The 25,806-nt window shown below is 55.4% G+C and carries 23 protein-coding genes; 6 read left to right on the top strand and 17 right to left on the bottom strand.

Going from position 1 to position 25,806, the window contains the following annotated elements; all coding sequences use genetic code 11:
* Positions 1-14: 14 nt before the first annotated feature.
* The 5 genes from lon to B5E62_RS14265 all read right to left on the bottom strand — a co-directional run bounded on the left by lon (position 15) and on the right by B5E62_RS14265 (position 6,419).
* On the bottom strand, positions 15-2,354 hold the full coding sequence (lon, locus tag B5E62_RS14285; protein ID WP_087175199.1) for an endopeptidase La: 2,340 nt from the start codon (positions 2,352-2,354) through the stop codon (positions 15-17).
* An 88-nt stretch (positions 2,355-2,442) separates the two neighbouring features.
* Positions 2,443-3,702, bottom strand: coding sequence for an ATP-dependent Clp protease ATP-binding subunit ClpX (gene clpX, locus B5E62_RS14280; RefSeq protein WP_087175198.1), 1,260 nt, complete (start codon positions 3,700-3,702; stop codon positions 2,443-2,445).
* Between the two features lie 126 nt (positions 3,703-3,828).
* Complete coding sequence (gene clpP / locus B5E62_RS14275; protein ID WP_087175197.1) at positions 3,829-4,413, bottom strand: ATP-dependent Clp endopeptidase proteolytic subunit ClpP; 585 nt, start codon at positions 4,411-4,413, stop codon at positions 3,829-3,831.
* A gap of 35 nt (positions 4,414-4,448) precedes the next feature.
* Positions 4,449-5,735 carry a trigger factor gene (gene tig, locus B5E62_RS14270; protein WP_087175196.1) on the bottom strand — a complete coding sequence of 429 codons (1,287 nt, stop codon included), beginning with the start codon at positions 5,733-5,735 and terminating at the stop codon, positions 4,449-4,451.
* A gap of 132 nt (positions 5,736-5,867) precedes the next feature.
* Positions 5,868-6,419 (bottom strand): DJ-1 family glyoxalase III, encoded by a 552-nt coding sequence (locus B5E62_RS14265; RefSeq protein WP_087175195.1) that lies wholly within the window; start codon positions 6,417-6,419, stop codon positions 5,868-5,870.
* A gap of 158 nt (positions 6,420-6,577) precedes the next feature.
* Between B5E62_RS14265 and B5E62_RS14260 the strand changes: the two genes are divergently transcribed.
* Positions 6,578-7,021, top strand: a complete 444-nt coding sequence (locus tag B5E62_RS14260) for a CYTH domain-containing protein (protein WP_087175194.1) — start codon at positions 6,578-6,580, stop codon at positions 7,019-7,021.
* A 117-nt stretch (positions 7,022-7,138) separates the two neighbouring features.
* Positions 7,139-7,552 (top strand): helix-turn-helix transcriptional regulator, encoded by a 414-nt coding sequence (locus tag B5E62_RS14255; RefSeq protein ID WP_087175193.1) that lies wholly within the window; start codon positions 7,139-7,141, stop codon positions 7,550-7,552.
* A 6-nt stretch (positions 7,553-7,558) separates the two neighbouring features.
* On the opposite strand, the gene B5E62_RS14250 is transcribed toward B5E62_RS14255, so the two are convergent.
* The 11 genes from B5E62_RS14250 to B5E62_RS14200 all read right to left on the bottom strand — a co-directional run bounded on the left by B5E62_RS14250 (position 7,559) and on the right by B5E62_RS14200 (position 20,823).
* On the bottom strand, positions 7,559-8,773 hold the full coding sequence (locus tag B5E62_RS14250; RefSeq protein WP_087175211.1) for an aspartate kinase: 1,215 nt from the start codon (positions 8,771-8,773) through the stop codon (positions 7,559-7,561).
* Positions 8,774-8,792: 19 nt separating this feature from the next.
* Complete coding sequence (locus B5E62_RS14245; protein ID WP_087175192.1) at positions 8,793-10,007, bottom strand: cofactor-independent phosphoglycerate mutase; 1,215 nt, start codon at positions 10,005-10,007, stop codon at positions 8,793-8,795.
* 27 nt (positions 10,008-10,034) lie between these two features.
* The gene (locus B5E62_RS14240; protein ID WP_087175191.1) at positions 10,035-11,255 is read right to left on the bottom strand and encodes a homoserine dehydrogenase; all 1,221 of its coding nucleotides are present in this window, start codon (positions 11,253-11,255) and stop codon (positions 10,035-10,037) included.
* Between the two features lie 12 nt (positions 11,256-11,267).
* A protein-coding gene (gene prfB / locus B5E62_RS14235) for a peptide chain release factor 2 (RefSeq protein WP_143468876.1) occupies positions 11,268-12,372 on the bottom strand; the annotation gives its coding sequence in 2 pieces (ribosomal slippage) (positions 11,268-12,296 and positions 12,298-12,372; 1,104 coding nt in all).
* 42 nt (positions 12,373-12,414) lie between these two features.
* Complete coding sequence (gene secA, locus B5E62_RS14230) at positions 12,415-14,991, bottom strand: preprotein translocase subunit SecA (RefSeq protein ID WP_087175189.1); 2,577 nt, start codon at positions 14,989-14,991, stop codon at positions 12,415-12,417.
* Positions 14,992-15,112: 121 nt separating this feature from the next.
* On the bottom strand, positions 15,113-15,901 hold the full coding sequence (gene hisA, locus B5E62_RS14225) for a phosphoribosylformimino-5-aminoimidazole carboxamide ribotide isomerase (RefSeq protein ID WP_087175188.1): 789 nt from the start codon (positions 15,899-15,901) through the stop codon (positions 15,113-15,115).
* Between the two features lie 97 nt (positions 15,902-15,998).
* The gene (locus B5E62_RS14220; protein ID WP_143468875.1) at positions 15,999-16,241 is read right to left on the bottom strand and encodes a hypothetical protein; all 243 of its coding nucleotides are present in this window, start codon (positions 16,239-16,241) and stop codon (positions 15,999-16,001) included.
* 91 nt (positions 16,242-16,332) lie between these two features.
* Entirely contained in the window at positions 16,333-18,285 is a 1,953-nt protein-coding gene (locus tag B5E62_RS14215; protein ID WP_087175186.1) for a fructose-1,6-bisphosphatase, read from the bottom strand.
* Positions 18,286-18,321: 36 nt separating this feature from the next.
* Positions 18,322-19,080: a 4-hydroxy-tetrahydrodipicolinate reductase gene (gene dapB / locus B5E62_RS14210; protein ID WP_087175185.1), complete on the bottom strand. Its 759-nt coding sequence runs from the start codon at positions 19,078-19,080 to the stop codon at positions 18,322-18,324.
* A 124-nt stretch (positions 19,081-19,204) separates the two neighbouring features.
* On the bottom strand, positions 19,205-20,095 hold the full coding sequence (gene dapA, locus B5E62_RS14205; RefSeq protein WP_087175184.1) for a 4-hydroxy-tetrahydrodipicolinate synthase: 891 nt from the start codon (positions 20,093-20,095) through the stop codon (positions 19,205-19,207).
* A 98-nt stretch (positions 20,096-20,193) separates the two neighbouring features.
* Positions 20,194-20,823 (bottom strand): single-stranded DNA-binding protein, encoded by a 630-nt coding sequence (locus B5E62_RS14200; protein ID WP_087175183.1) that lies wholly within the window; start codon positions 20,821-20,823, stop codon positions 20,194-20,196.
* 175 nt (positions 20,824-20,998) lie between these two features.
* Here B5E62_RS14200 and typA point away from each other — a divergent pair, with 175 nt between their 5' ends.
* The 4 genes from typA (at position 20,999) to hpf (ending at position 25,023) form a co-directional block, all read left to right on the top strand.
* The gene (gene typA / locus B5E62_RS14195) at positions 20,999-22,825 is read left to right on the top strand and encodes a translational GTPase TypA (RefSeq protein ID WP_087175182.1); all 1,827 of its coding nucleotides are present in this window, start codon (positions 20,999-21,001) and stop codon (positions 22,823-22,825) included.
* Between the two features lie 24 nt (positions 22,826-22,849).
* Positions 22,850-23,749, top strand: a complete 900-nt coding sequence (locus tag B5E62_RS14190) for a phosphatase PAP2 family protein (RefSeq protein ID WP_087175181.1) — start codon at positions 22,850-22,852, stop codon at positions 23,747-23,749.
* A gap of 18 nt (positions 23,750-23,767) precedes the next feature.
* The gene (locus B5E62_RS14185; RefSeq protein ID WP_087175180.1) at positions 23,768-24,382 is read left to right on the top strand and encodes a transporter; all 615 of its coding nucleotides are present in this window, start codon (positions 23,768-23,770) and stop codon (positions 24,380-24,382) included.
* Positions 24,383-24,486: 104 nt separating this feature from the next.
* Positions 24,487-25,023, top strand: a complete 537-nt coding sequence (gene hpf, locus B5E62_RS14180; RefSeq protein WP_087175179.1) for a ribosome hibernation-promoting factor, HPF/YfiA family — start codon at positions 24,487-24,489, stop codon at positions 25,021-25,023.
* 59 nt (positions 25,024-25,082) lie between these two features.
* Here hpf and B5E62_RS14175 read toward each other — a convergent pair whose 3' ends face one another.
* Positions 25,083-25,718: a YigZ family protein gene (locus B5E62_RS14175; protein WP_087175178.1), complete on the bottom strand. Its 636-nt coding sequence runs from the start codon at positions 25,716-25,718 to the stop codon at positions 25,083-25,085.
* Between the last annotated feature and the right edge of the window lie 88 nt (positions 25,719-25,806).

Genomic DNA, 25,806 nt, shown 5'->3' with positions numbered 1-25,806 from the left:
TCTTCACCCTCTGCTTACTCTTTTACAAACGCTTCCTCGAGGACCTGCTCCATGCGGGACACGGGGATGATTTCCAATCCCTTTGTGATCTCCGGCGACAGCTCCTCCACATCCTTTTCATTTTCCTTTGGCACAAGCACGGTCTTCATGCCCGCGCTTCCCGCTGCCAGGAGTTTTTCCTTCAGGCCTCCGATGGGCAGGACCCTTCCCCGCAGGGTGATCTCCCCTGTCATGGCCACATCCGCCCGGACTTTCCGGCCAGTGACAGCGGAGAGCATGGCCGTGGCCATGGTGATGCCCGCCGAAGGTCCGTCCTTTGGAACAGCTCCCTCCGGAATGTGGATATGGAGGTCATGTTCCTCAAAGAAATCCTCCTCAATGCCGTATGTACTGCCGACAGAGCGGATATAGCTGATACCGGTGCGCGCGGACTCTTTCATCACGTCCCCAAGCTGTCCGGTGAGGATCAGCTCTCCTTTTCCGGGCATCACATTGACCTCGATCTGCAGGGTGTCGCCCCCCACGCTTGTCCAGGCAAGTCCCCGCACAATGCCCACCTCGTCTGTCAGATTGGCTTTCTGGTATGTATACTTCTCTTTTCCCAGATACTTGTGCAGATTTCCCTCTGTCACCCGGACCTTCTTCTTTTTCTCCTCCAGGATCTCCCTGGCCGCCTTCCTGCAGATGTTCCCTATTTCTCTCTCAAGCTGGCGAACGCCGGCCTCCTTTGTGTAATTCCGGGCTATCTTCCAGACAGCGCCCCTGCTGATGGTAAGCTGATCCTCTTTCAGGCCGTGCCTGCCGATCTGCTTGGGTATCAGATGCTCCATGGCGATGTGGAGCTTCTCGTTCTCTGTGTAGCTGGACACTTCAATGACTTCCATGCGGTCCAACAGAGGCCGCGGGATAGTCTGCAGAGTGTTGGCCGTGGTCACGAAAAGCACTTCCGAGAGATCCAGCGGCACTTCCAGATAGTGGTCCCGGAACCGGTAATTCTGCTCGCTGTCCAGCACCTCCAGAAGGGCGGAGAAGGTATCTCCCTTGTAGTCGTTGCTCACCTTGTCGATCTCGTCCAGCAGCATGAGGGGATTCTTCACCCCGGCGCTGCGGATGCCCGCCGCGATGCGCCCCGGCATGGCGCCCACGTATGTCTTCCTGTGGCCCCGGATCTCCGCCTCGTCCCGCACGCCTCCCAGTGAGATGCGAACATAAGGCTTCTTAAGCGCCCGGGCCAGGGACCTGGCGATGGAGGTCTTGCCGGTTCCCGGCGGTCCCACCAGGCAGAGGATGGGGCTCTCTCCCTTTCTTGTCAGAGCCCGCACAGCCAGAAATTCCAACACCCTCTCCTTCACCTGCTCCAGGCCGTAGTGATCCTCCTCCAGCACCTGCTTCGCGTAGGCAATGTCCCTGTGGTCCTCCGCAGCCTTGTCCCAGGGCATCTCCAGCATGGTCTCGATGTAGGTCCGTATCACACCGTTCTCTGCCGGGCTGTTCAGGGTGCTCTTGAAGCGGTTTATCTCCTTTTGCAGCTTCTCCTTCACCTCGTCGGGGGCCTGCAGCCTGTCTGCTGCCGCCTGGAACTCCTCTGCGTCGGAGATGGTGTTCTCCTCCCCCAGCTCCTCCCTGATGAGCTTCAGCTGCTCACGCAGGATATATTCCCTCTGGTTCTGGTCCACTCTCTCCCGCACCTTTGTCTGGATCTCCTCCTTGATGTTCATGATCTGCATCTCATTCACCAGTTTAAAGGCGAGCAGCTGGTACCGTTTCATGAGGTCCGTCTCCTCCAGGAGCTCCTGCAGGTCCCTCTGCTCCAGAGGCACATTGGCGGCGACCCAGTTCACCACCTTTGTCAGATCTGTGTACTCCTGCACCTGCTTCAGCATATCCTTGGGATATTTAGGCAGGCGGGCGGCATACTCCGCATAGATTTCTCTGAGTCCTCTGACCATGGCCTCCTGGCTCACCTGGTCCGCCGCAGCCTCCAGAGCCTCCTCCCCGCTGTCCGGGAGAGGGCTCACCAGGGCCCGCATGTAGGGCGTCTCAAATTCCACATTCTGGATGACCGCTCTCTCCTCCCCGGATATCAGGACCCGAAGAAGGTTCCTGGGCAGCTTGATGACCTGCCGGATGGCGGCGATGGTCCCCACCTGGTACAGGTCCTCCGCTGTCGGCTCCTCCACTTCTATATCTCTCTGGGCCGTCAGAAATATCTTCTGACCTTCCTCCTGCATGGCCTCCTCGATGGCCTCGATGGACCGCTCTCTGCTGACGTCAAAATGGGTCACCATCTCAGGCATCACCGTCATGCCCCGGAGCGCCACCATGGGGAGGCTCTTTATTTCTCTATCCGTCATTTTATCTTCTCCTGTCCTGTAGTTTTTCGAAGTCAAAAAAGCAGAAAGCGGGCGCAATCTCTCTTGCACCCGCCCCGCTCACGCGCCCTTACGCACTTTCAATTCTCAGGTCATCATGTCCGCAGATCGGCTTTCCTGTGCCGTTCACCACGGATTTGGTGATGCGGCATGTCTTCAGCGTCTCGTCAGATGGGGCATGATACATGGTATCCATCATGATATTTTCCATAATGGCACGGAGCCCTCTGGCTCCGGTCTTCCTCTTCAGGGAGGTATCCGCAATGGCCTCCAGGGCCTCCTGGTCAAAGGTCAGCTCCACCCCGTCCAGCTCCAGCATCTTCTGATACTGCTTGACAATGGCGCTCTTTGGCTCTGTCAGGATGCGGATCAGGGCATCACGGTCCAGCATCTCCAGGGATACCGTTACCGGGAGACGTCCCACCAGCTCGGGGATCAGTCCGAACTTCACCAGGTCCTGAGGAAGCACCTGCTTTAAGAGCCGGTCAATATCGTCCTCGTGGCCTGCGGCAATCTCCGCGTTAAAGCCGATGGACTTCTGGTCGATCCTCTTCTCGATGATCTTCTCCAGGCCCTCGAAGGCTCCCCCGCAGATAAACAGGATGTTGGTGGTGTCTATCTGTATCAGCTCCTGATGGGGATGTTTTCTCCCTCCCTGGGGCGGCACGTTTGCCACAGTGCCCTCGATGATCTTCAAAAGAGCCTGCTGCACGCCCTCTCCCGACACATCTCTCGTGATGGAGGGATTCTCCGATTTTCTTGTTATCTTGTCTATCTCGTCAATATAGATGATCCCGTACTCTGCCCTCTCGATATCTCCGTCAGCAGCCTGGATGATCTTCAGGAGGATATTCTCCACATCCTCGCCCACATAGCCCGCCTCTGTCAGGGCTGTGGCATCCGCAATGGCAAAGGGTACATTGAGGATCCTGGCCAGCGTCTGGGCCAGCAGCGTCTTGCCGCAGCCTGTGGGACCCAGCATGAGGATGTTGCTCTTCTTCAGCTCCACGCCCAGGTCCTTCTCGGCCATGATCCGTTTATAGTGATTATATACTGCAACAGACAATACCTTCTTTGCCTCCTCCTGGCCGATGACATACTCGTCCAGAAAGGCCTTTATCTCCTCCGGCTTCAACAGATTGATATCGTCAAAGGGATTGATATTTCTGGTGTTTTCATATTCAAATTCTTCTTCCATGATCTCGGCGCAAACATCAATGCACTCGTCGCAGATGTACACGCCGCTCGGTCCTGCGATCAGCTTGCGCACCTGTGACTGGGGCTTGTTGCAGAACGAGCATCTGATCTGGTCGTCATTTCTTCCTGCCATACTCTCACCTCATCTTATCGATTTTCAAAAGGCCGGAGGATACTCCCTGCGCTTCTCCGGTCCTTGAACACAAACGAAGGACCGGCATACCAGGAGGTTCTCTCCTGTGTATGCCCGCCCCCGGTCTTATTTACGGCTTACTATGATCTCATCTACTAATCCGTATGCCTTGGCCTCCTCAGCCGACATGAAATTATCGCGGTCCGTATCAGCACAGATGACCTCCAGCGGCTGCCCTGTGTTCTCCGCAAGGATCCTGTTCAGTGTATCCTTTGTCTTCTGGATATGCTGGGCTGCGATCTGGATCTCTGTCGCCTGACCCTGTGCTCCGCCGGAGGGCTGATGGATCATGATCTCCGAATGAGGCAGGGCAAAGCGCTTGCCCTTGGCTCCCCCGGCAAGGAGGAAGGAGCCCATGCTTGCCGCCATACCGATACAGTATGTGCACACATCGCATTTAATATACTGCATGGTATCGTAAATTGCCATTCCCGCTGTGACAGATCCCCCCGGGCTGTTGATGTAGAGATGGATGTCCTTCTCCGGGTCCTCAGCCTCCAGGAACATAAGCTGTGCCACGACCACACTGGCGGACACGTCTGTCACTTCCTCTCCAAGGAAGATGATCCTGTCTTTCAAAAGTCTGGAATAAATGTCGTAGGAGCGCTCTCCACGGCTGGTCTGTTCAATGACATAAGGTACTAAACTCATGCAAACTCCTCCTGTCTATATGCACGGCTGTCCGCTTACTCTGTAACTGCGTTCTCCACCAGGAAGGTCACTGCCTCCTGTACAGCCATGTCTTCTTTCATCTGTTTTTTCTCGTCTTCGCCCATGTACTCTTTCAGCTTGTCAGCCTCCATCTTGTACATCTCGGCCATCTTCTGGATCTCCTCATCCAGCTTCTCATCGCTGATCTCAATGTTCTCAGCCTTTGCAACAGCCTCCAGCACAAGGCGTGTCTGGATGCGGTCCACTGCCTGGGGCTTCAGGTCCTCAAGCATCTTGTCTGTTGTCTGTCCTGTGAACTGGCAGTACTGCTCCATAGTCAGACCCTGCTGCTGCATCCTTCTTGCGAAGTCGTCCAGCATCTGTCTTGCCTGTGTGTCGATCATGGCATCCGGGATCTCCATGGTTGCGTTGGCAACTGCCTGCTCTACAGCCTGGTTCTCCTGTTTTGTCTTTCCTTCAGACTCTTTCTGCTCTTTGATCTTTGCCTTGATGTCTGCCTTGTATTCATCCAATGTGTCAAACTCGGAAACTTCTGCCGCGAACTCATCGTCGATCTCCGGGAGCTCTTTTGCCTTGATCTCGTGGATCATGCATTTAAATACAGCTTCTTTGCCCTTCAGATCCTCTGCGTGATAGTCTTCCGGGAAAGTAACCTTCACTTCTTTCTCCTCGCCGGAGTTCACGCCAACAAGCTGCTCCTCAAATCCCGGGATAAAGGAACCGGAACCAATGGTCAGCGGATAGTTCTCTCCTTTTCCTCCCTCGAAGGCCTCGCCGTCAACAAATCCCTCGAAGTCGAGGATCACTTCGTCGCCATCCTGTACCGGACGGTCCTCAACTGTGATGGTCCTTGCGTTCTTCTCAGCCTCCTCCTGGAGCTTTGCGTCGATCTCCTTCTGTGTCACGCGGTTGGAAACCTTGTCAACCTTCAGTCCCTTGTACTCTCCAAGTGTCACCTCCGGTTTCACGGCAACTTCTGCTGTAAAGATAAACGGCTTGCCCTTCTCGATCTGCACGATATCGATCTTCGGCTGGGAAGCGATCTCCAGCTCGCACTCGTCGTAGGCGTCGGAATATGCCTTCGGGATCAGCGCGTTTGCAGCGTCATCATAAAAAATCTCAGCTCCGTACATTTTTTCGATCATCTGGCGCGGAACCTTGCCCTTACGGAAGCCCGGGATGCTGATCTTGGATTTCTGTTTATTGTAAGCAGTCTGAAGCGCTTTTTCCAGTTCTTCAGCAGAAACCTCGATGGTCAGCTTCGCCATGTTTTTCTCTAATTTCTCTACCTGTAAACTCATGAAAATATTCCTCCTGTTTCTAACCTGCCGTCGGCCCTCACAAAGCGCCCCTTCCAAAAAAGTATGCAAGGCAGGCACTTTTGCATACACTCATTTAAAGAGTATAACACAAACCCTGTAAAATAGCCAGCTTTATTTGAGATAAATAATCGACTCAGCCACTTCATCAGCCTTCAGCTTGTCGGACAGTACCTCCACCAGCTTCAGTCCGAAATCGATGGCCGTCCCCATCCCACGGCTGGTGATGATGTTCCCGTCCTGCACTACGGGCGCCTTGACAAGCACAGCCCCGGAGAGCTTCTCCTCAAAGGAGGGGTAGCATATGGCTCTCTTCCCTTTTAAGAGTCCCATATTTCCCAAAATACTGGGAGCCGCGCAGATAGCGCCCACATATTTTCCGCCTTCGCAGAAGGCTCTCACCACCTTCTTTACTCCCGGGTGCGCTTCCAGGTTCGCGGTGCCCGGCATGCCTCCCGGCAGGACTACCATGTCAAATTCTTCAAAATCCACTTCACCAAACAGGTCCTCTGTCTGCACGTTGATCCCGTGGGCGCCCGCCACCATATACTCATCCGATATGGAGACAGTGTCCACATATATCCTTGCGCGTCTGAGCAGGTCTACTGCCGTGAGCGCCTCAATCTCTTCAAAACCGTCCGCAAGTAACACTGCTGCTTTTTTCATTGCAATTCCTCCTCTTTTTTTCCATATTGTTATAGTAGCAGACTGCTTCTTAAAAAGCAATTCATTTACATTTTTCATTTCTTATGTTATCTTATTCATAGATTTACAGTAAGCGGCACCTCCGCCGGTGCCGCCTTGGAAAGGAGATCATATTTACTATGGAAATCGAGCGCAAATACCTCATCCCGGATATCCCCTCCGGCCTGGACATACAGAAGACCCGCCTCATCGAGCAGGGTTACCTGTGCACCTCTCCCGTGGTCCGCATACGGAGGGACAACGATGAATATTTCCTCACCTACAAATCCAAAGGTCTGATGGTGCGGGAGGAGTACAATCTCCCCCTGACCCGGGAGGCATATGAGCACCTGAAAGGGAAGATAGACGGGCGGCTCATCGAGAAGATCCGCCATGTCATCCCTCTGGAGGGAGGGCTGTCCATAGAGCTGGACATCTTCAAAGGAGACCTGGCCCCCCTCGTGCTGGCTGAGGTGGAATTCCCCACCAGAGAGATGGCTGAGGCATTCTGCCCGCCGGATTGGTTCGGAGAGGATGTGACTTTCTCTTCCCTCTACCACAACAGCACCTTAAGCCAGCTCTGACGAAAAGCAACAATCCGTTGCTTTTCGTCCGCAAAAAGTCACGATTAGTTGCATATAGAGCCATTGATCTGGTTACTTGCTATACTATGTGTTACAAAAAATCACGGAGGTACAGCAATGGCCGGCATCAATCATCTTGCAACCAATCTGAAATTTCTGCGGACCATGACCGGCAGGACCCAGGACGACCTGGCTGCCTGTCTGAGCATCTCCAGGCAGGCTTACTCCCATTATGAGACATCTAAAAGGACTCCTGACCTGGACGCCCTGCTGTGCCTTTCTGACCTGTATCATGTCTCTGTAGACGTACTCCTGGGAGTTGACCTGACTGCCCGCTCCGCGGAGTCCGCCGCAAAGGGCATGGTCATGGAGGATATCCCGTCTTACGGCGCAAAGGCTTCCGGAGAGGAGGCACGCCTTTTTCTGCTCACAAAAGAAGAAGCGGAATTTATCACTAAACTCCGCGTTCTCCCGTCATCGGAAAGGGAAAGGCTCCTTGCCCTCTCCGGTATCTTCTTTAAAAACCCCTGACCTGCCTTACTCAACAAGAGCGAGGGCGAAGCCTTCATGCACTGCGTTCATGGCCTCTTCTATGTCCTTCTCGTCAATCAGAACTGTGATGCGGATTTCTGATGTGGAGATCATGTTGATGTTGATGCGTGAATTGTAGAGCGACTCAAACATCTTCGCAGCCACACCCGGATTGCTCATCATACCTGCTCCCACAACGGAAATCTTCGCCACCTTGGCATTGTATGTGATCTCCTGGATGGTCAGGGCCTCCTTGTGCTCCTCCAGGACTTCCAGTGCGCGCTTCAGCTCGTCCTCAGCGACTGTGAAGGAGATATCTTTTGTCCCCTCTCTTCCGACAGACTGGAGGATGATATCCACATTGATATTGTTTGCGGCAAGTGTATTAAAGATCCTGAATGCGATGCCCGGCTTATCCTCCACGCCTATGACAGAGATCCTGGCTGTATTTTTGTCGGCTGCAACGCCTGTGATTAACATTTTTTCCATCTTTACTTTCTCCTTGATAATCGTTCCTTCACTGCGGTTCAGGCTGGACCTCACTACCAGCTCCACCCCGTATTTTTTCGCCATCTCCACGGACCGGTTGTGCAGCACCTTGGCTCCGAGTGTTGCCAGCTCCAGCATCTCATCGTAGGTGATGGCCTCCAGCTTTCTGGCTGTCTTCACGACTCTCGGGTCCGCAGTGTAAACCCCGTCCACATCTGTGTATATCTCACACTTGTCTGCGTGGAGGACAGCTGCCAGCGCCACTGCCGTGGTGTCGGATCCCCCTCTCCCCAGAGTGGTGATGTCCTCGTACTTGTTCACTCCCTGGAACCCGGTCACGATGACGATCTTGCGGGAGTCCAGCTCATGGCGGATCCGCTTTGTGTCAATGGATTTGAAACGGGCATTCCCGTAGCGGGATGTGGAGTTCATCTTCACCTGGAACGCGTTCAGGGAGACTGCCGGCACGTGCATGGCGTCCATGGCCATGGCCATCAGCGCCACTGACACCTGCTCCCCTGTCGTCATGAGCATATCCAGCTCCCTCTTTTTCGGCTCAGGATTGATGGTTTTCGCAAGGGAGATCAGGTCATCCGTGGTGTCTCCCATGGCGGACAGCACGACCACCACGTCGTGTCCCTCCCTGTAATCCTCAATGCAGCGCTGGGCCACATTGTAGATCCTGTCTTTATCAGCGACGGAAGTCCCGCCGAATTTCTTTACAATCAGCATCTTCTCTTCTCTCTTTCCTTTATCTTTCATCCAGCTCCAGCAGATGGTCTATCAGCCGGAAGCCCTTCGGCCAGACAAGGCCGCTGCGCCTGGCAGCGCTCTCCCCGTATGTATGGCCGCTGTTCCCCAGGAGGCGGCGGCTGTCATATATCATATAGGGGACCGGGTCCTTTGTGTGGGTCCTCACCCGGATGGGTGTGGGATGGTCCGGCAGCACCATGATCCGGTAATCCTCACCGGCCGCATCCAGCCTGCCTGTGATCCGCCCGATGACCCGGGCATCCAGATACTCGATAGCTTTTATCTTATCCCGGACGCTGCCCTGATGTCCCATCTCATCCGGCGCTTCCACATGGACGTAGGCAAAGTCATAGCCGTCCTCCAGCAGGGCCTTCACCGCCGCGTCCGCCTTCCCCTCATAGTTGGTGTCAAGCCCTCCGTTGGCTCCCTCCACGAGGATACGGTCCATCTGCGCACCTACAGCCAGCCCCTTCAGAAGGTCCACCGCCGAGATCATGACTCCCCTCTTCCCTGTCTTCCCCTCAAAGGAGGTGAGGGCAGGGCGGGTCCCTGCACCCCAGAACCAGGCGGAATTCGCCGGATGCAGTCCTCTCTTCTCCCTCTCCACATTGAGGGGATGGGAGGACAATATCTCATAGCTCTTCTCCATCATCTCACGCAGCACCGGATCCTGGGGCAGATAGTCACCTATCCGCTTTGTCAATATATCGTGGGGCGGCGTCAGCTCCATCACCTGTCCCTTGCTCCACACGAGGAGATGGCGGTAGCTGGTCCCCCTGTAAAAGGTGTAGCCCTCTCTGCCCAGCCCCTGACTCAGAGCCTCCAGGAGAACACCCGCATCCTCTGTAGATATCTCACTGGAGCTGTGATCCACCATATGTCTGTCCCCGTAGGAAGCCTCCTCACCGGACAGAGTCACCAGATTGCAGCGGAAGGACACGTCATCGTCCGCCATATCCACGCCTATGCTCAGGGCCTCCAGCGGAGAACGGCCCGTGTAGTATATCTTCGGGTCGTATCCCATGACGGACAGGTTGGCCGTGTCACTCCCCGGCGCCATGTCCTCCGGCACCATGGAGGCCGTCCCTATTTCCGCATCTGCGGCGAGCCGGTCCATCACAGGGGTGGAGGCCGCCTCCAGAGTTGTCTTTCCTCCCAGTTCCTCCAGCGGCCATCCCGCCATTCCATCTCCTAGAACAACTATATATTTCATCGCGTCTTCCTTTCTGATACAGGGAAACTACTCTTCCACGCGGATCATGCCAAGTATCTGCCCGTCAAACTGACCTGCCTTCTCCTCGTAGCTGCCCTCCGGCATCCTCTCTGTCACAAAGCCGAACTCGCCGGGCACACCCTCTGCCCGGACAAACTGCACCATGCCAAAGACTGATGCCACTCTATCCTGCAGCTCTTCCCGGCTGCCTTTCATACGGACAAAGAACCGGCGCTCCACATCCCTGCGGTCCTCGAGAGCCAGCTTCTCGCTGCTCCACATCACGCCCAGGTTCCGCTCCAGATTGCGGGCCTCCTCCACGATATCGCCCACCACAGCGCTGGCTGTGGGGAGCTTGCCGGCGCCGCTTCCGTAGAACATGGCGTCGCCCAGCATATTGCCGTGGACAAAGATGGAGTTGAAGACGCCGTTGATGGCAAAGAGAGGATGCTCCGCCCGCAGGAGGCAGGGCGCCACCATGGCGTTCAGCTTCTCTCCGTCTCTCTTGCATGTGGCCAGGAGCTTGATGGTCATGCCCATGGCTTTGGCGTACTTCATATCCTCCGCCGTGATCCTTGTGATGCCCTCACAGTAGATGTCCTCAAAATCCACCTGCTTTCCGGAGATGATGGAGGAGAGGATGGCGATCTTGCGGCAGGCGTCATAGCCCTCCACGTCCGCCTCCGGATTGCGCTCGGCGAACCCGTTGGCCTGAGCCTCCCTGAGCACCTCGTCATAGTCAGCACCCTCGTAGAACATCTTTGTCATCATATAGTTGGTCGTCCCGTTGAGGATACCTGTGATCTCCTCGATCACATCCCCGGTGAGGGAGGAGTGAAGGGGGCGCAGGATGGGTATCCCGCCGCCCACGCTGGCCTCAAAGAGGAAGTTCACATTCTTCTCCTTCGCGATCCTCAAAAGCTCCGCGCCGTGCTTTGCCACAAGGGCCTTGTTGGAAGTGGCCACGCTCTTTCCCGCCTCAAGGGAGCGCTTTACAAAGGTACAGGCAGGCTCAATGCCGCCCATGACCTCCACCACGATCCTCACTTCTTCGTCATTCACGATATCCTCAAAGTCGTGGGTGATAAGCTCCTGCACAGGGTCATCCGGGAAATCCCGCAGATCCAGCACATATTTGACGCGGAGCTCCTCGCCCAGCCGCTCATCGATGACTTTCTGATTGGTCCGGAGCACTTCCACTACGCCGGATCCCACTGTTCCATAACCAAGTACTGCTATCTTTACCATAATTCCTCCCTTTTACTGCTGTGCCTTTAAGTACGCGTTCATAAACGGATCCAGATCCCCGTCCAGGACGGCCGAGACATTGGCGCTCTCCTCCCCTGTCCGACGGTCCTTCACCAGTGTGTAGGGCTGCATGACATAGGACCGGATCTGATTCCCAAATCCTATTTCCTTCACCTCGCCCCGGATATCAGACACCTTCTCCGCCTGCTCCTGCTCCTTGAGGAGCTTGAGCTTGGCCTTCAGCATCTGCATCGCCTTCTCCTTATTGTGGTGCTGGGACCTCTCATTCTGGCACTGCACCACGATCCCCGTGGGCAGATGGGTGATGCGGATAGCCGACGATGTCTTGTTGACATGCTGGCCCCCTGCGCCGCTGGCGCGGTAGGTATCGATCTTCAGCTCATCGTCCGGGATCTCAATATCCCCCACATTGTCCTCCATGTCAGGTATGACATCGCAGGAGGCAAAAGAGGTCTGCCTCTTTCCCGCCGCATTAAAGGGGGAAATGCGCACAAGGCGGTGGACTCCCTTCTCTGACTTCAGATATCCGTAGGCATTCATGCCGTTCACCTCAAAGGTAACGTTCTTGATGCCCGCAATGTCTCCGTCCAGATAGTCCAGCACCTGGAGGCTGAATCCCTTCTTCTCCGCCCACCGGGTGTACATCCGGTAGAGCATGCCGGTCCAGTCGCAGGACTCCGTGCCCCCCTCCCCCGCGTGGAGGGTGACAATGGCGTTACACCCGTCATACTCTCCCGACAGCAGCGTCTGTATGCGCAGCTCCTCAAATCTTTCCGTAAACTGCTGCAGCTCCGAGGCGATCTCCGGGAGGACTGACTCGTCGCTCTCCTCCTCCGCCATCTCGATGAGCACCTCTATGTCCTCGTAGGCTCTCTGCAGCCCGTCCACAGTGTCCAGCAGGTCCTTCAGGTCCTTGAGCTCCTTCATCACATGCTGGGACTTCTCTGTGTCATCCCAGAATCCGGGCTCCTCGATCTTCCGTTCCAGCTCCTCTACCCGTTTCTCCTTGCCGGGGACGTCAAAGTGAATCCCTCATTCCGGCAAGAGGCTCCTCGTATGCACTCAGTTCGCTTTTATACTGATCCAGTACGACCACTTATCCTTCACCTCTTTCATTTCTATAATTCATCCGGCTGCCCTACGCGCTCTGTTTGCGCCCGCAGCACTGCTTATATTTCTTTCCGCTTCCGCAGGGGCAGGGATCGTTGGGATATATCTTCTTCTCCGCCCTCTTCTTGGGAGCTCTTGCGGACGTGTCGTCCTTGTTGGTCCCGGTCACCTTGGCCACCTGCTCTCTCTCCACCTTCTGCTCGATCTTGATGTGGAACAGCGTGCGGATGGTGTCCGCAGTGATGGCCTTCGTCATCTCGTCGAACATCTCGTAGCCAAGCATCTTGTACTCCACCTTCGGGTCACGCTGGCCATAGGCCTGCAGCCCGATTCCCTGACGGAGCTGGTCCATATCGTCGATGTGGTCCATCCACTTGGCGTCGATCACCTTCAGGAGGACAACCCGCTCCACTTCTCTTAAGTGCTCCGGCTCCGGGAACTCTGTCTCCTTCATCTCGTAGGCCTTGACAGCCTTCTCCTTCAGGAAATGCTTCAGCTTCTTCTGGTCCATCTTCTTCACATCTTCCAGGGTCACAGCCTCGATCATGGGGATGGTGTTCTTCAGCGTTACGTTCAGCTCGGTCAGATCCCAGTCCTCCGGTTCCTGGTCAGCAGAAATCTCCGTATCCACCATATTTTCCACATACTCGCTGATCATATGGTAGATGGAATCACGCATACTCTCCCCGTCCAGGACCTTGCGCCTCTCCTCATAGATGATCTCTCTCTGCTCGTTCATGACCTGGTCATATTCCAGCAGGTTTTTGCGGATACCGAAGTTGTTGCTCTCGATCTTCTCCTGGGCCTTCTCAATGGCGCTGGAGAGCATCTTGTGCTCGATCTGCTCTCCGTCCTCCACACCCAGGGCGTTGAACACGTTCATCAGACGCTCGGAGCCGAACAGCCGCATCAGATCATCTTCCAGAGAAATGTAGAATCTGGACTCGCCCGGGTCTCCCTGACGTCCGGAACGTCCCCTGAGCTGATTGTCGATACGGCGGGACTCATGCCGCTCTGTGCCGATGATCTTCAGCCCGCCGGCTGCCCTGGCCTCGTCGTCCAGCTTGATATCCGTACCACGGCCCGCCATGTTGGTAGCGATGGTGACCGCACCGTGCTGTCCTGCCTGGGCCACGATCTCCGCCTCCATCTCATGGAACTTGGCATTCAGCACATTGTGCTTGATGCCTCTCTTCTTCAGCATGCTGCTCAGATGCTCGGACACTTCGATGGTAATGGTTCCCACAAGGACAGGCTGCCCCTTTGCGTGGGCTCTCTCCACCTCGTCGCAGACAGCCCGGAATTTCTCCTTCTGGGTCTTGTAGACGGCATCCTCCATATCCACGCGGATCACCGGCATGTTGGTAGGTATCTCCACTACGTCCATGCCGTATATCTCGCGGAACTCTTTCTCCTCGGTCAGGGCAGTACCGGTCATACCGCTCTTCTTTGCGTATTTGTTGAACAGGTTCTGGAAGGTGATGGTGGCAAGTGTCTTGCTCTCCCGCTTCACCTTCACATGCTCCTTGGCCTCGATGGCCTGGTGGAGGCCATCAGAGTAGCGCCGTCCGGGCATGATACGGCCTGTGAACTCGTCCACGATGAGCACCTCATCATCCTTCACCACATAGTCCTGGTCGCGGAACATGAGGTTGTGGGCCCGCAGGGCCAGGATGATGTTGTGCTGGATCTCCAGGTTCTCCGGGTCTGCCAGGTTCTCGATGTGGAAGAATTTCTCCACCTTTTTGACGCCATCTTCCGTCAGATTGACGTTCTTTTCCTTCTCATTAACAATGAAGTCTCCGGTCTCCTCTATCTCCTCTCCCATGAGAGCGTTGATCTTGGAGAACTCTCCGCTGGCCTCTCCCTTTTCCAGCTGCCGGGCCAGGATATCGCAGGCCTCGTAGAGCTTTGTGGACTTTCCGCTCTGTCCGGAGATGATAAGAGGCGTCCTGGCCTCGTCGATGAGCACGGAGTCCACCTCGTCGATGATGGCAAACTTCAGCCCTCTCTGCACCAGCTGCTCCTTGTAGATCACCATGTTGTCGCGGAGGTAGTCAAAGCCCAGCTCGTTGTTTGTTACATAGGTGATGTCGCAGCCGTAGGCGGCCCGCCTCTCGTCGTTGTCCATGCCATTGAGGACAACTCCCACAGTCAGTCCCAGGAACTCGTGCACCTGTCCCATCCACTCCGCGTCACGCTTTGCCAGATAGTCGTTGACCGTCACGATGTGGACGCCCTCTCCCGTCAGTCCGTTCAGGTAGGCGGGCAGGGTGGAGACGAGGGTTTTTCCTTCACCTGTCTTCATCTCCGCGATACGTCCCTGGTGCAGGATGATACCGCCGATGAGCTGCACCCTGTAGTGGCGCATGCCCAGCACCCGGGCTGCGGCCTCTCTCACAACAGCAAAAGCCTCCGGAAGTATATCATCCAGAGTCTCTCCTTTTGAAAGACGCTCCTTAAATTCCCGCGTCTTGTCCTTCAGTTCACTGTCTGAGAGCTGCTTCATCTCCGGCTCCAGGGCCTCAATATGGTCAACAATGGGATAGATGCGCTTCAGCTCGTTCTGGCTGTGTGTACCGAATATTTTTTCTATTAAACCCATGGTATTGTATTACTCCTTATCCAAAAAATTACTCTATTCCACATTCTAACACTATCATCCGGTCAATTCAACATGTTTATAAAGTGTTCATAATGTTCACAGACCTGTCATATTTTCGCCTTTACCTGGCTTTGTCTGCCCCGCTGTAATTTTTCACTTCCTCGTAAGGGATGGTCCCGCCGTAGAGATCCAGGCCGCTGCCGATGGTAAAATCCAGTCTTCCTCCGCTCAGCTGCCGGAAACGCTCCAGCTCCTCCAGGCTGTTGATGCCGCCAGCATATGTAATCGGGATATTCTGGACAGATGCCAGCATCTCCACCAGAGCATCCTCCACACCTGATGCTTTTCCCTCCACGTCCACGCCGTGGACGAGGAATCCATCGCAGTACTCTCTCATCCAGTACAGGATTTCCTCCCCCAGCTGCACCTTTGTAAATCTCTGCCACCTGTCTGTCACGATATAGTACTTTCCGTCCTTCTTCCTGCAGCTCACATCCAGGACAACATGCCCGGCTCCCACTGCGGAAGCAAGCTTTTCCAGATTTTTCCACTGGACCTCACCGTCCTTGAACACATAGGATGTGACGATGACATGGCTGGCTCCCGCTTCTATATAAGAAGGGGCGTTCTCCGCAGTGACCCCGCCTCCGACCTGGAGTCCTCCCGGCCAGGCCTTAAGAGCATCCGCCGCCTGCCGCCTGTCCGCCTCGAAATAAGGGGAGGAGGGCGGATTGAGCAGGATCACATGTCCCCCCTTGAGATTGTCCCTGCGGAACAGGTCCGCATAGAAGGCCGCGGAGCGCTCGGAGACAAAATTTTCCTGCGCCCGGTCCCTCTCATCCTGCAGGCTCCCTCCTACGATCTGCTTCACTTTCCCATTATGTATATCGATGCACGGTCTGAATTTCATGGTCTTCCTCCTGCTATACTGCGTTCCATTCATCTGCCAAATGATAATACCACAGGCGGAAAGGAAATCCGCCTGTGGCTTCTTTCACTTTTTTTCATTAATTCTTGATATCTTCCATTCCGTCCCGGACTTCGTCAGCCATATCATCCGCCTCATCCCGGACCTCATCTCCCGCCTCGTCCAGGACTCCTTCCTCTCTTGTCCCGTCCGTGGCATCGTTCATGTTCTCATCCTCCTGCTTCACCGCTCCGTTGTCATTGCTGCCGCTCCCGCAGGCTGTCAGAGAGGCGAAGGACATCATGCATAAAAATAGAAGAAGGCCTCTTTTTAACTGTTTCATAGCAATCTCTCCCTTTCATTGTTTTCTCTAGATACTATCCGCAGTTAAAGCTGTTTTATGCGCGTCCCGGCAGGGGAATTTTTTCCTTTTTTCAGAGCTTTTCCGGGATCAGGCCGCTCCTGTAGGCAGCAAGGAGCTCGTTCAGGTCCCGTATCTGCGCCTTGAGCCCGCGCCCGATATCCGTGTCGCCCACCGTCTTCCTGGCCAGCGTCCTCTTCACCACAATGCTGTCAGAGTGGATGTCGCTCTCCTTCTCTATGGCTGCCTCCGTGGATTCAAAGGGCTCGTGGGCCGCCAGGATCAGGCCGTAGGAATTGTAGATGAGGGTGTAGCCGGCAATTCCCGTCTCCTTCTGGTAGGCTCTGGAAAATCCGCCGTCGATGACAAGCACCTTTCCCCCGCATTTGATGGGGCTCTCACCGGCCTTGGACTTGACCGGCACATGGCCGTTGATGATGTGGGACCCCTCCGACGGCAGTCCGAACTCCCGGAGGATCCGGTCCACTACCGCCTCGTCCTCCAGAAGCTCGTAGTAGGGATTTTTCTTCTCCCTGTGGGTCTCCTTCTCAGCCAGGAAATACCGCTCAAAGGTGGCCATCTTATCCTTGCCGAAGAGAGGGGAGTTCTCGTGGAGCCAAATATACCACATCATATCCTTCCCCCGCTCCCGCTCCTTTTTGTCCAGGGCAAAAAAGCCCTTTCTCACGTAGCTCTCCAGCACCTCGTAGAGCGCCTTCCCTTTATATGTCCGGCCGCAGACACGCACCGGCTTCAGAGTGCCGTCCTGGTTCAGGGGCACGCACCCGTGATAGAGCAGGTTCTGATTGTAGACCTTGTACAGCCCGCCCTTGCTCAGCAGAAAGCGCATGTGGGCCTGCAGCTTCTCACAGTGCAGGAAGGCCTTCTCCAGGCGGTCCATGATGTCCGCCTCCTCCGGCGAGAAGGCGTAGGGACGCGCGGGGTCCACTGTGGGAAAATTGCGGTCCAGGAGCTCATAGGTATGGCCGTCTATCTCGATGGTCCCGGCCTTGAAGTCAATATGGTGCAGGAGGTTTCTCTTCTCCAGCTTAAATCCGGGGTTCTTCCGGATGATCTGCCCCTCCGCCTTGAACTGGATGATGGAGATGGCCTTGTGCATCTTCATCTCCATCTCCTGCTCCCGGGCTGTGGCGCCGCCTCTTCCCTTCAGGGCAAAGCAGGAGCAGGGGTCGTCCCCGTAGGTGTCCATGGCAAAGGAGGCCAGGGGGAGCAGATTGATGCCGTAGCCGTCCTCCAGTATATCCAGGTTGCCGTACCTGGCGCAGATCCGGATCACATTGGCGATACAGCCTCTCTGTCCCGCCGCGGCTCCCATCCAGAGCACGTCATGGTTGCCCCACTGGATGTCCACCGAGTGATGCTCCATCAGCCGGTCCATGATAATGTGAGGGCCGGGTCCCCTGTCGTAGATATCCCCCACGATATGCAGATGATCCACCGTCAGCCGCTGTATGACACCGCTCAAAGCCACGATGAATTCCTCTGCTCTCTCCGTCTCGATGATACTGTTTATGATGGCGTTGTAGTAGAATTCCTTGTCCCGCAGGTCCGGCTTCTCCGTGATCAGCTCCTCTATCACGTAGGCAAAGTCCTCCGGCAGCGCCTTTCTCACCTTGGACCGGGTGTATTTGCTCATGGTACACTTGCACACCTCGATGAGGCGGTAGAGAGTGATCCTGTACCAGTCCTCCATGTTGGGCTCCGCTCTCCTTATGCGGTCCATCTTCTCCCTGGGGTAGTAGATGAGGGTGGCCAGGGACTGCTTGTCCCGGGCACTCAGGGTGTTGCCGAACACATCGCCTATCTTCCTCCGGATGGAGCCGGAGCCGTTTTTGAGGACGTGGGCAAATGCCTCGTACTCCCCGTGGATATCTGTCAGGAAATGCTCCGTGGCCTTGGGCAGGTTCAGGATGGCCTGCAGGTTGATGATCTCCGTGGACGCCTTGGCGATGGAGGGGTAAAGGTCTGAGAGTCTCTCCAGATATTTCAGCTTCAGTTCTTCCATATTCTATTTCCTCCGTAAGAGAGGGGAATCCCCCTGTTACAGCTGTATCACATCAGACATGTCGTAGCGTCCCGGTCCTTTGCCTGCCAGGAACTTGGCGGCGGCAACAGCCCCCTTGGCAAAGAGGGCCTTGGAGTAGGCTGTGTGTTTGAACTCGATGACCTCGTCCTCCCCGGCGAAGATCACCTCGTGCTCGCCCACGATAGTGCCTCCCCGGACGGCCGAGATGCCGATCTCATGGCTGTCTCTCTTCTTTCTCTGCCCGCTCCTGTCATAGACGTACTCGTAGTCCCCCTCCAGAGCTCCGTTCAGGGCGTCCGCAAGGGCAATGGCGGTGCCGCTGGGGGCGTCCACCTTCTGGTTGTGGTGCCGCTCTACGATCTCCATGTCAAACCCCTCCGGGGCCAGCACCTTCGCCGCATCCTGCAGCAGCTTCATGAGGAGGTTCACGCCCAGGGACATATTGGCGGACTTCAGGACCGCTGTTCTCCCTGCCGCCTCCTCCACTCTCTGGAGCTGTTCCCCGGAAAGGCCTGTGGTACACAGGACGACCGGCATCTGCTTTTCCTGGCACCAGTCAAGCAGATGGTCCACAGCCGCGGCATTTGAGAAGTCGATGACCACATCCGCCTCCACATCACACTCACTGATATCTCCGAAGACCGGATAATCATTCAGGGCCTGGGCCCTCGCATCCACGCCGGCCACGATCGCCAGCTCCGGGTCAGATTCGGCCAGCCTTGTGATGACCTGTCCCATTTTTCCATTGCATCCATGCATGATCACTTTTACCATAAGTTTTTCCTCCATGTTGTATATATGTCATTATTTACGCATATATATGCAGATATTATGCAAAAAGCAGAAAGGCCCCCTGCTCTTTTTCGCAGGAGACAGCCCTTCTGCCTCTGTCTGCCTTTTATGCAAGTTTGATACCGAAATCTCTCATAGCCTGTGCCAGACTCTTTTCGTGCTCCGGCGACAGCTCTGTCAGCGGCATGCGCAGTCCTCCGCACTCCATGCCCATCAGGTTGACAGCCTTCTTTACCGGGATGGGGTTCACTTCACAGAAGAGCTGCTCGATGAGCGGGATCGCCTTCAGCTGGAGCTCACAGGCGCCCTGCACATCCCCCGCAAAATACTTTGCACAGATATCATGCGTCTCCTTCGGAGCCACATTTGACAGGACTGAGATCACGCCTTTTCCGCCCAGGGACAGCAGGGGTACGATCTGGTCGTCATTGCCGGAATAGAGGTCGATATTCCCATCTGTCAGGCTCATGATCCTTGCCACCTGGCTGATATTGCCGGAGGCTTCCTTCACGCCCACGATATTGGGCACCTCCTTTACCAGAGTGGCCACTGTCTCCGGGGCAATGTTCAGTCCGGTCCGGCTGGCCACGCTGTACATGATGATGGGCGCCTTGGCCTCAGCGGCCACGGCCTTGTAGTGGGCGGTCAGTCCGCTCTGGGTAGCCTTGTTGTAGTAGGGGGTGACGATGAGCAGTCCGTCCACGCCATCCTCCACGGCCTCCTTTGACATATCGATGGTTGTATATGTAGCATTAGAGCCCGTGCCCGCGATCACAGGGAGGCGGTGCTTCGCCCGCTCCACCGCGAATTTGATACACTGCATATGCTCCTCTTCCGATAAAGTGGATGACTCCCCCGTCGTCCCGCAGATGATCAGGCTGTCCGTTCCATTCTCGCAATGGTAATCGATCAGCTCATCCAGTTTATCGAAATTCACGCTTCCGTCCTCATGAAACGGAGTAACCAGCGCTACTCCTGCACCTGTAAAAATAGCCATAGTCTTCCTCCTGCCCTTCAAAAAATTTATCTTTAAAAAGTGTATCATTATTCATTTCCAATGTCAATGGAACCCTGTCCTGTCCGCCATCCCGTTCCTCAGACATCCATGCATTCCAGCTTGCTCACAGACACCTCGTAGGCCGTCCTCTTCTCCGACTCGGTCTCCGACAGGCGCTTCACATACTCTCTGCTCTGGATCCGCCCCAGCACCTGCACATGTTCCCCCACCTCAAAAGAGGCCGCGAACCTGGCGTTCCTACCCCAGCAGATGCAGGGGATGTAATCAGACTTTCCGTAGGGACGGTTCACAGCCAGCAGAAGGTCCGCGATCTCCCTACCCAGGGGCGTCTTCCTGTAGACAGGCAGCTTACAGATATAGCCGTCCAGCAGGATGGTGTTGGTCTTGGCCCCGTCAGGCTCCTCGTCGATAAAGGACAGCTCCCGCACAAAGACAGACAGGATCAGCCGGTTCTTCTGCTCATCATGCCGGTTGTAGGACCGGAACTGGCCGCTGGCCATGATAAACTCTCCCGTGTAATCCCGGGTCACGTCCAACAGGCGCTCCGATATCATGAGCGGTATCCTGTCCTTGGAGCTGCTCAGGCGCCTCACCAGCACATCCACCATATAGAAGCCTTCCCCGAACACGGTGTGGCTGAACGTGAAGCCGGATGCGATCTGTCCCATAATGGTTACCTGGTTGTTTTCAATGATCTTATCTGACATGGTCTTAAATCTCCCTTCCTCTTGATCGTATTTTGATGCCTTTAGAGTCAATACCTAATCTATGCGGGAATTGCACATATTAGAACTATATTCCTTGTTTTTTTTTCGAAATATGGTACACTATTAAAGTTACAGAAAAAAAGTTTTAAATAAGAAGAGAAAAGGAAGATTTCATATGAAGACAAAACGCGAAGATGTGCGTAATATTGCGATCATCGCCCATGTTGACCATGGCAAGACAACACTTGTAGATGAACTTTTAAAGCAGAGCGGCGTGTTCCGCGAGAACCAGGAGGTGGCCGAGAGGGTCATGGACTCCAACGATATCGAGCGAGAACGTGGAATTACCATTCTCTCAAAAAATACAGCCGTCTTCTACAAGGGGACGAAGATCAATATCGTGGACACACCGGGACACGCGGACTTCGGAGGCGAGGTGGAGCGTGTCCTGAAAATGGTAAACGGAGTCATCCTTGTGGTAGATGCCTTTGAGGGGGCCATGCCCCAGACAAAATTCGTCCTGCGCAAGGCACTGGAACTGGACCTGCCGGTCATCGTCTGCATCAACAAGATCGACCGGCCGGAGGCCCGGCCCGCAGAGGTCATCGACGAGGTGCTGGAGCTTTTCATCGACCTGGACGCCTCCGAGGAACAGCTGGACTGCCCCTTCGTCTACGCCTCTGCAAGAGACGGCTACGCCATGCTGGACATGGAGGACAAGCCGGAGAACATGATACCTCTTTTCGAGACCATCCTGGACTACATCCCCGCCCCGGAGGGTGATCCTGAGGCCGAGACCCAGGTACTCATCAGCACCATCGATTACAACGAGTATGTGGGCCGTATCGGTATCGGCAAGGTGGACAACGGCACCATCCGCACGAACCAGGACGTGGTGGTGGTCAACCATCACGACCCGGAGCGCCGGGAGAAGGTGCGCATCAGCAGGCTCTATGAGTTTGACGGTCTCAGCCGGGTGGAGGTAAAAGAAGCCTCCATCGGCTCCATTGTGGCCATATCCGGCATCTCGGACCTGTCCATCGGGGATACTATCTGTTCACCGGAAAACCCCCGGGCCATCCCCTTCCAGAAGATCTCCGAGCCCACCATTGCCATGCAGTTCAAGGTCAATGACAGCCCCTTTGCAGGCAGGGAGGGAAAATACGTGACCTCCCGCCACATCCGCGACCGCCTGTTCCGGGAACTGAACACGGATGTCAGCCTCCGGGTGGAGGAGACCGAGGATATGGATACCCTCAAGGTTTCCGGAAGAGGCGAGCTCCATCTGTCGGTCCTCATCGAGAACATGCGGCGGGAGGGCTACGAGTTTGCTGTCAGCAAGGCGGAGGTCCTCTACAAGAAGGACGAGAACGGAAAGCTTCTGGAGCCCATGGAGCTGGCCTACATTGACGTGCCGGACGAGTTCACGGGCGTGGTCATCGAAAAGCTGGGGCAGAGAAAGGGAGAACTGCGCAGCATGGGCCCCATCGGCGGCAATTACACCAGGATGGAGTTCTCCATCCCCTCCAGGGGACTCATCGGATACCGGGGAGATTTCCTCACTGACACAAAGGGAAACGGGATCATGAACACGGCCTTTGACGGATACGCTCCCTACAAAGGGGACATCCAGTACAGGAAGCAGGGCTCTCTCATTGCCTACGAGACCGGAGAATCCGTCACCTACGGCCTGTACAGCGCCCAGGAGAGAGGCACCCTCTTTATCGGGCCGGGTGAGAAGGTGTACGCCGGGATGGTCATCGGCGAAAACGGCAAGACAGACGACATCGAGGTCAATGTCTGCAAGACAAAGCATCTCACCAACACCCGCTCCTCCAGCGCCGATGAGGCCCTGCGCCTGACACCGCCGCGGATACTCAGCCTGGAGCAGGCTCTGGATTTCATCGACACGGATGAGCTTCTCGAGGTGACTCCCGAGTCGCTGCGCATCCGCAAGAAGATCCTGGACCCCAAACTCCGCAAGAGGAGCAATAATAAATAATCATTCTGACCACAAGGAGCATTTATGGATTTTTTATGGTTTCTGGAGTCGCTGCGCACCCCTGCCGCAGACCGGATCATGCAGCTTATCACATGCCTGGGGGAGGAGACAGCCGTCATACTGGTGCTCTGTCTCCTCTACTGGTGCATCAGCAAGGAGCTGGCCCTTAAGATCAGCTTTGCCTACTTCCTGGCAGGGCTTGCCGTGCAGACGCTGAAGGTCACCTTTCGCATCCCCCGCCCCTGGGTGCTGGACCCTGCCTTTTCCCCTGTGGGGAGCGCGGTGCCGGCTGCCACGGGCTACTCCTTCCCCAGCGGCCACACCCAGAGCGCCGCCTGTCTCTATGGAACCCTGGGCCTGCGCTCCTCCCGAAAAGGCCTGCGATCCCTTTTCTTTGCCATGGTCCTGCTGGTGGGGCTTTCCCGCATGTACCTGGGCTGTCACACCCCCTGGGACGTGCTGGCCTCCCTGGCCGTCTCCGCCCTCTTTATCTGGCTGACAGACCGGCTCCTGCTCCGTCTCACATCCGGCCGCATAGCCCTGCGGCTCCTCTTTGCCCTTCTCCTGCTGGCCTGCCTGGGGGTCATCGTCTGTGCCCTTCTCCTGGTCAGGTGCGGCCTCCTTTCCCAGGCATACGCCGTGGACTGCTTTAAGGCCGCCGGGGCCGGCCTGGGATTTGCGGTGGGATGGTACCTGGAGACCACAAGGCTCCGTTTTCAGGTCACGGCTCCCCGCCTCTGGATGCAGGCCCTCAAATTTGCGGCGGGCATCTGCGGGATTTTTCTCCTGAACAGCTGCATTCCCCTCATCGCCGGCAAATGTGTGATTGCAAAAATCATAAAATACTTTATACTGGTATTATGGATCATGGTCATCTACCCTGCTCTGTTCAGCCGGGTGGTCCCGCCCTGTCCGAAAAAATAATACCCAAAGGAGAAGCCTATGAAAAAGTATTTTGCCGCCTTCCTCTCCCGCCTGGCCATGTTCATGGAATTTTTCATTTCCATCATGCTCGCAGTCGGCATCATCCTGCTGTGCCTGCGTCTGGCCAGCTCACTGATGTATATACCGGACCTGGACAAATATCCGAACTACGAGGATCTGCTCGAGGCCTGCTTCGAGCTCATCATCGGCGTGGAGCTGATACGGATGATGTACTACCACACGCCGGACACCGTATTTGAAGTGCTCCTCTTTGCCATCGCAAGGCAGATCATCATGGACCACTCTTCCGCCTTTTCCAGCCTGATCGGCGTGTGCGCCATCGCCGTCCTGTTCGCCACAAGGAAGTACCTCTTCTTCGGCTTCGATCTGGCGGACAAAAATCTGTTCCGGGGGTCGTCCCGGGTGCGGGTGGTAAACAAGCTCATGGGGTGCCAGATCCCACACGATACGGACGCCGAGACCCTGGAGGAGGTCCTCCGCGCCAGGTGCGCCGCCGAGGACATAGAGCCCAAGGAGGGTGCCTGCGTCTATTTTGAGGATACGGGGCTCCGGGTAGCCAAAATGCGTGACGGAAAAATTTCAAGAATTGAAGTAATACATGCTATACATTGACAGAAAAACATGCTATACTCGATATATCAGATAGAAATGAATTGTCCCACATTTTTGTCAGACATTATTTCTCCTGAAATCATATCGTAAAGGAGTTGGACAGCATGAAATTTATCATTAGTGGAAAAAACATCGAGATCACGCCCGGCTTAAAAGACACAGTCACACGCAAGCTCGGCAAGCTGGAGAGGTACTTTACTCCGGACACCGAGATCATCGTCACACTGAGTGTGGAAAAGGAACGCCAGAAGATTGAGGTGACCATCCCCGTAAAGGGAAACATTATCCGCTCCGAGCAGGTCAGCAGCGACATGTATGTATCTATTGATCTTGTGGAGGAAGTCATTGAGAGACAGCTCCGCAAATATAAAACCAAGCTCATCGCAAGGCATCAGGACGGAGGAAACTTCAAGCAGGAATTCTTCGATGAGGAAGACGCTCCCGAGAGCGACGAGGAAATCCAGATCGTCCGCACAAAACGCTTCGGCATCAAGCCCATGTACCCGGAGGACGCCTGCATCCAGATGGAGCTTCTGGGGCACGATTTCTTCGTGTTCTGCAATGCGGAGACCGACGAGGTAAATGTGGTATACAAAAGAAAGAACGGAACCTTCGGCCTGATCGAGCCGGAATTCCAGTAAATATCAGGTGAATATACAGGCAATCATACCGTTTCCTGCAGACAGGTCCTGGAATGCTCTCATTCCAGGACCTGTATTTTCCCCTCTATATCGCCGTAGAAGCACTTCCCTGCCTCCTCCAGCAGGGCTTTTCCATTTGTGCCGTCCGTCAGCTCCTCCTCAAGGGAGCCTCTCCTGTCCTCCGGCACCAGGGCTGTCAGCTCCACCTTCTCTGTGTAGGAGCTGTCCAGCACCGGTATCCCTCTTTCTCCCAGTATGTACTGTATTTTCCCCAATCCCGTGTAATCTGTTGTGATCTTCAGTTTAACCCCCTGTATCCTGGTTATGACCAGCGAGGAGGACAGTCCTTCCTTGGCCGCCCCCTGGTAGGCTCTCACAAGACCTCCTGTGCCGAGGAGAATGCCTCCAAAATATCGGGTCACCACCACCGCCGTGTCGTGGATGCCTTCTCCCAGGAGCACGTCCAGCATGGGCCTTCCCGCCGTGCCGCCGGGCTCCCCGTCATCGCTGTACCGCTGTATGTCCTGGTTGTCCCCTATGACGTAGGCGTAGCAGTTGTGCCTGGCGTCCCAGTACTTCTTTTTGACTGCCTCGATAAACTCCGCGGCCTCCTCCTCACTCTTTACCGGGCGTACCGTGGCGATAAATCTGGACTTTTTCTCAGTGATCTCACCTTCTCCGCCCCGGAATACCATTCTGTGCTCCAATTTGCCTTCCTCCACCTTCCTTGTTCGCTGTCACCTACTACTATAACGGATTTCTTAAGTTTTTCCTACCTAAATA

This window comes from Lachnoclostridium sp. An118, from assembly GCF_002160985.1.
GTDB lineage: Bacteria > Bacillota > Clostridia > Lachnospirales > Lachnospiraceae > Claveliimonas > Claveliimonas stercoravium.
The sequence above is the reverse complement of the archived record's forward strand: the minus strand, read 5'-3'. Positions and strand labels throughout refer to the sequence as shown.

Bases quoted from the DNA above. Each gene is read 5' to 3' on its own strand.
- B5E62_RS14220 (WP_143468875.1), bottom strand. From the start codon at position 16,241: ATGAAACAGTTAAAAAGAGGCCTTCTTCTATTTTTATGCATGATGTCC.
- B5E62_RS14265 (WP_087175195.1), bottom strand. From the start codon at position 6,419: ATGAAAAAAGCAGCAGTGTTACTTGCGGACGGTTTTGAAGAGATTGAG.
- B5E62_RS14245 (WP_087175192.1), bottom strand. From the start codon at position 10,007: ATGAAATATATAGTTGTTCTAGGAGATGGAATGGCGGGATGGCCGCTG.
- tig (WP_087175196.1), bottom strand. From the start codon at position 5,735: ATGAGTTTACAGGTAGAGAAATTAGAGAAAAACATGGCGAAGCTGACC.
- dapB (WP_087175185.1), bottom strand. From the start codon at position 19,080: ATGGTAAAAGTGATCATGCATGGATGCAATGGAAAAATGGGACAGGTC.
- B5E62_RS14215 (WP_087175186.1), bottom strand. From the start codon at position 18,285: ATGGAAGAACTGAAGCTGAAATATCTGGAGAGACTCTCAGACCTTTAC.
- B5E62_RS14240 (WP_087175191.1), bottom strand. From the start codon at position 11,255: ATGGTAAAGATAGCAGTACTTGGTTATGGAACAGTGGGATCCGGCGTA.
- lon (WP_087175199.1), bottom strand. From the start codon at position 2,354: ATGACGGATAGAGAAATAAAGAGCCTCCCCATGGTGGCGCTCCGGGGC.
- B5E62_RS14185 (WP_087175180.1), top strand. From the start codon at position 23,768: ATGAAAAAGTATTTTGCCGCCTTCCTCTCCCGCCTGGCCATGTTCATG.
- secA (WP_087175189.1), bottom strand. From the start codon at position 14,991: ATGGGTTTAATAGAAAAAATATTCGGTACACACAGCCAGAACGAGCTG.
- B5E62_RS14200 (WP_087175183.1), bottom strand. From the start codon at position 20,823: ATGTCAGATAAGATCATTGAAAACAACCAGGTAACCATTATGGGACAG.
- hpf (WP_087175179.1), top strand. From the start codon at position 24,487: ATGAAATTTATCATTAGTGGAAAAAACATCGAGATCACGCCCGGCTTA.
- B5E62_RS14255 (WP_087175193.1), top strand. From the start codon at position 7,139: ATGGCCGGCATCAATCATCTTGCAACCAATCTGAAATTTCTGCGGACC.
- B5E62_RS14190 (WP_087175181.1), top strand. From the start codon at position 22,850: ATGGATTTTTTATGGTTTCTGGAGTCGCTGCGCACCCCTGCCGCAGAC.
- B5E62_RS14250 (WP_087175211.1), bottom strand. From the start codon at position 8,773: ATGCTGATTGTAAAGAAATTCGGCGGGACTTCCGTCGCTGATAAAGAC.
- typA (WP_087175182.1), top strand. From the start codon at position 20,999: ATGAAGACAAAACGCGAAGATGTGCGTAATATTGCGATCATCGCCCAT.
- clpP (WP_087175197.1), bottom strand. From the start codon at position 4,413: ATGAGTTTAGTACCTTATGTCATTGAACAGACCAGCCGTGGAGAGCGC.
- B5E62_RS14260 (WP_087175194.1), top strand. From the start codon at position 6,578: ATGGAAATCGAGCGCAAATACCTCATCCCGGATATCCCCTCCGGCCTG.
- clpX (WP_087175198.1), bottom strand. From the start codon at position 3,702: ATGGCAGGAAGAAATGACGACCAGATCAGATGCTCGTTCTGCAACAAG.
- hisA (WP_087175188.1), bottom strand. From the start codon at position 15,901: ATGAAATTCAGACCGTGCATCGATATACATAATGGGAAAGTGAAGCAG.
- dapA (WP_087175184.1), bottom strand. From the start codon at position 20,095: ATGGCTATTTTTACAGGTGCAGGAGTAGCGCTGGTTACTCCGTTTCAT.
- B5E62_RS14175 (WP_087175178.1), bottom strand. From the start codon at position 25,718: ATGGTATTCCGGGGCGGAGAAGGTGAGATCACTGAGAAAAAGTCCAGA.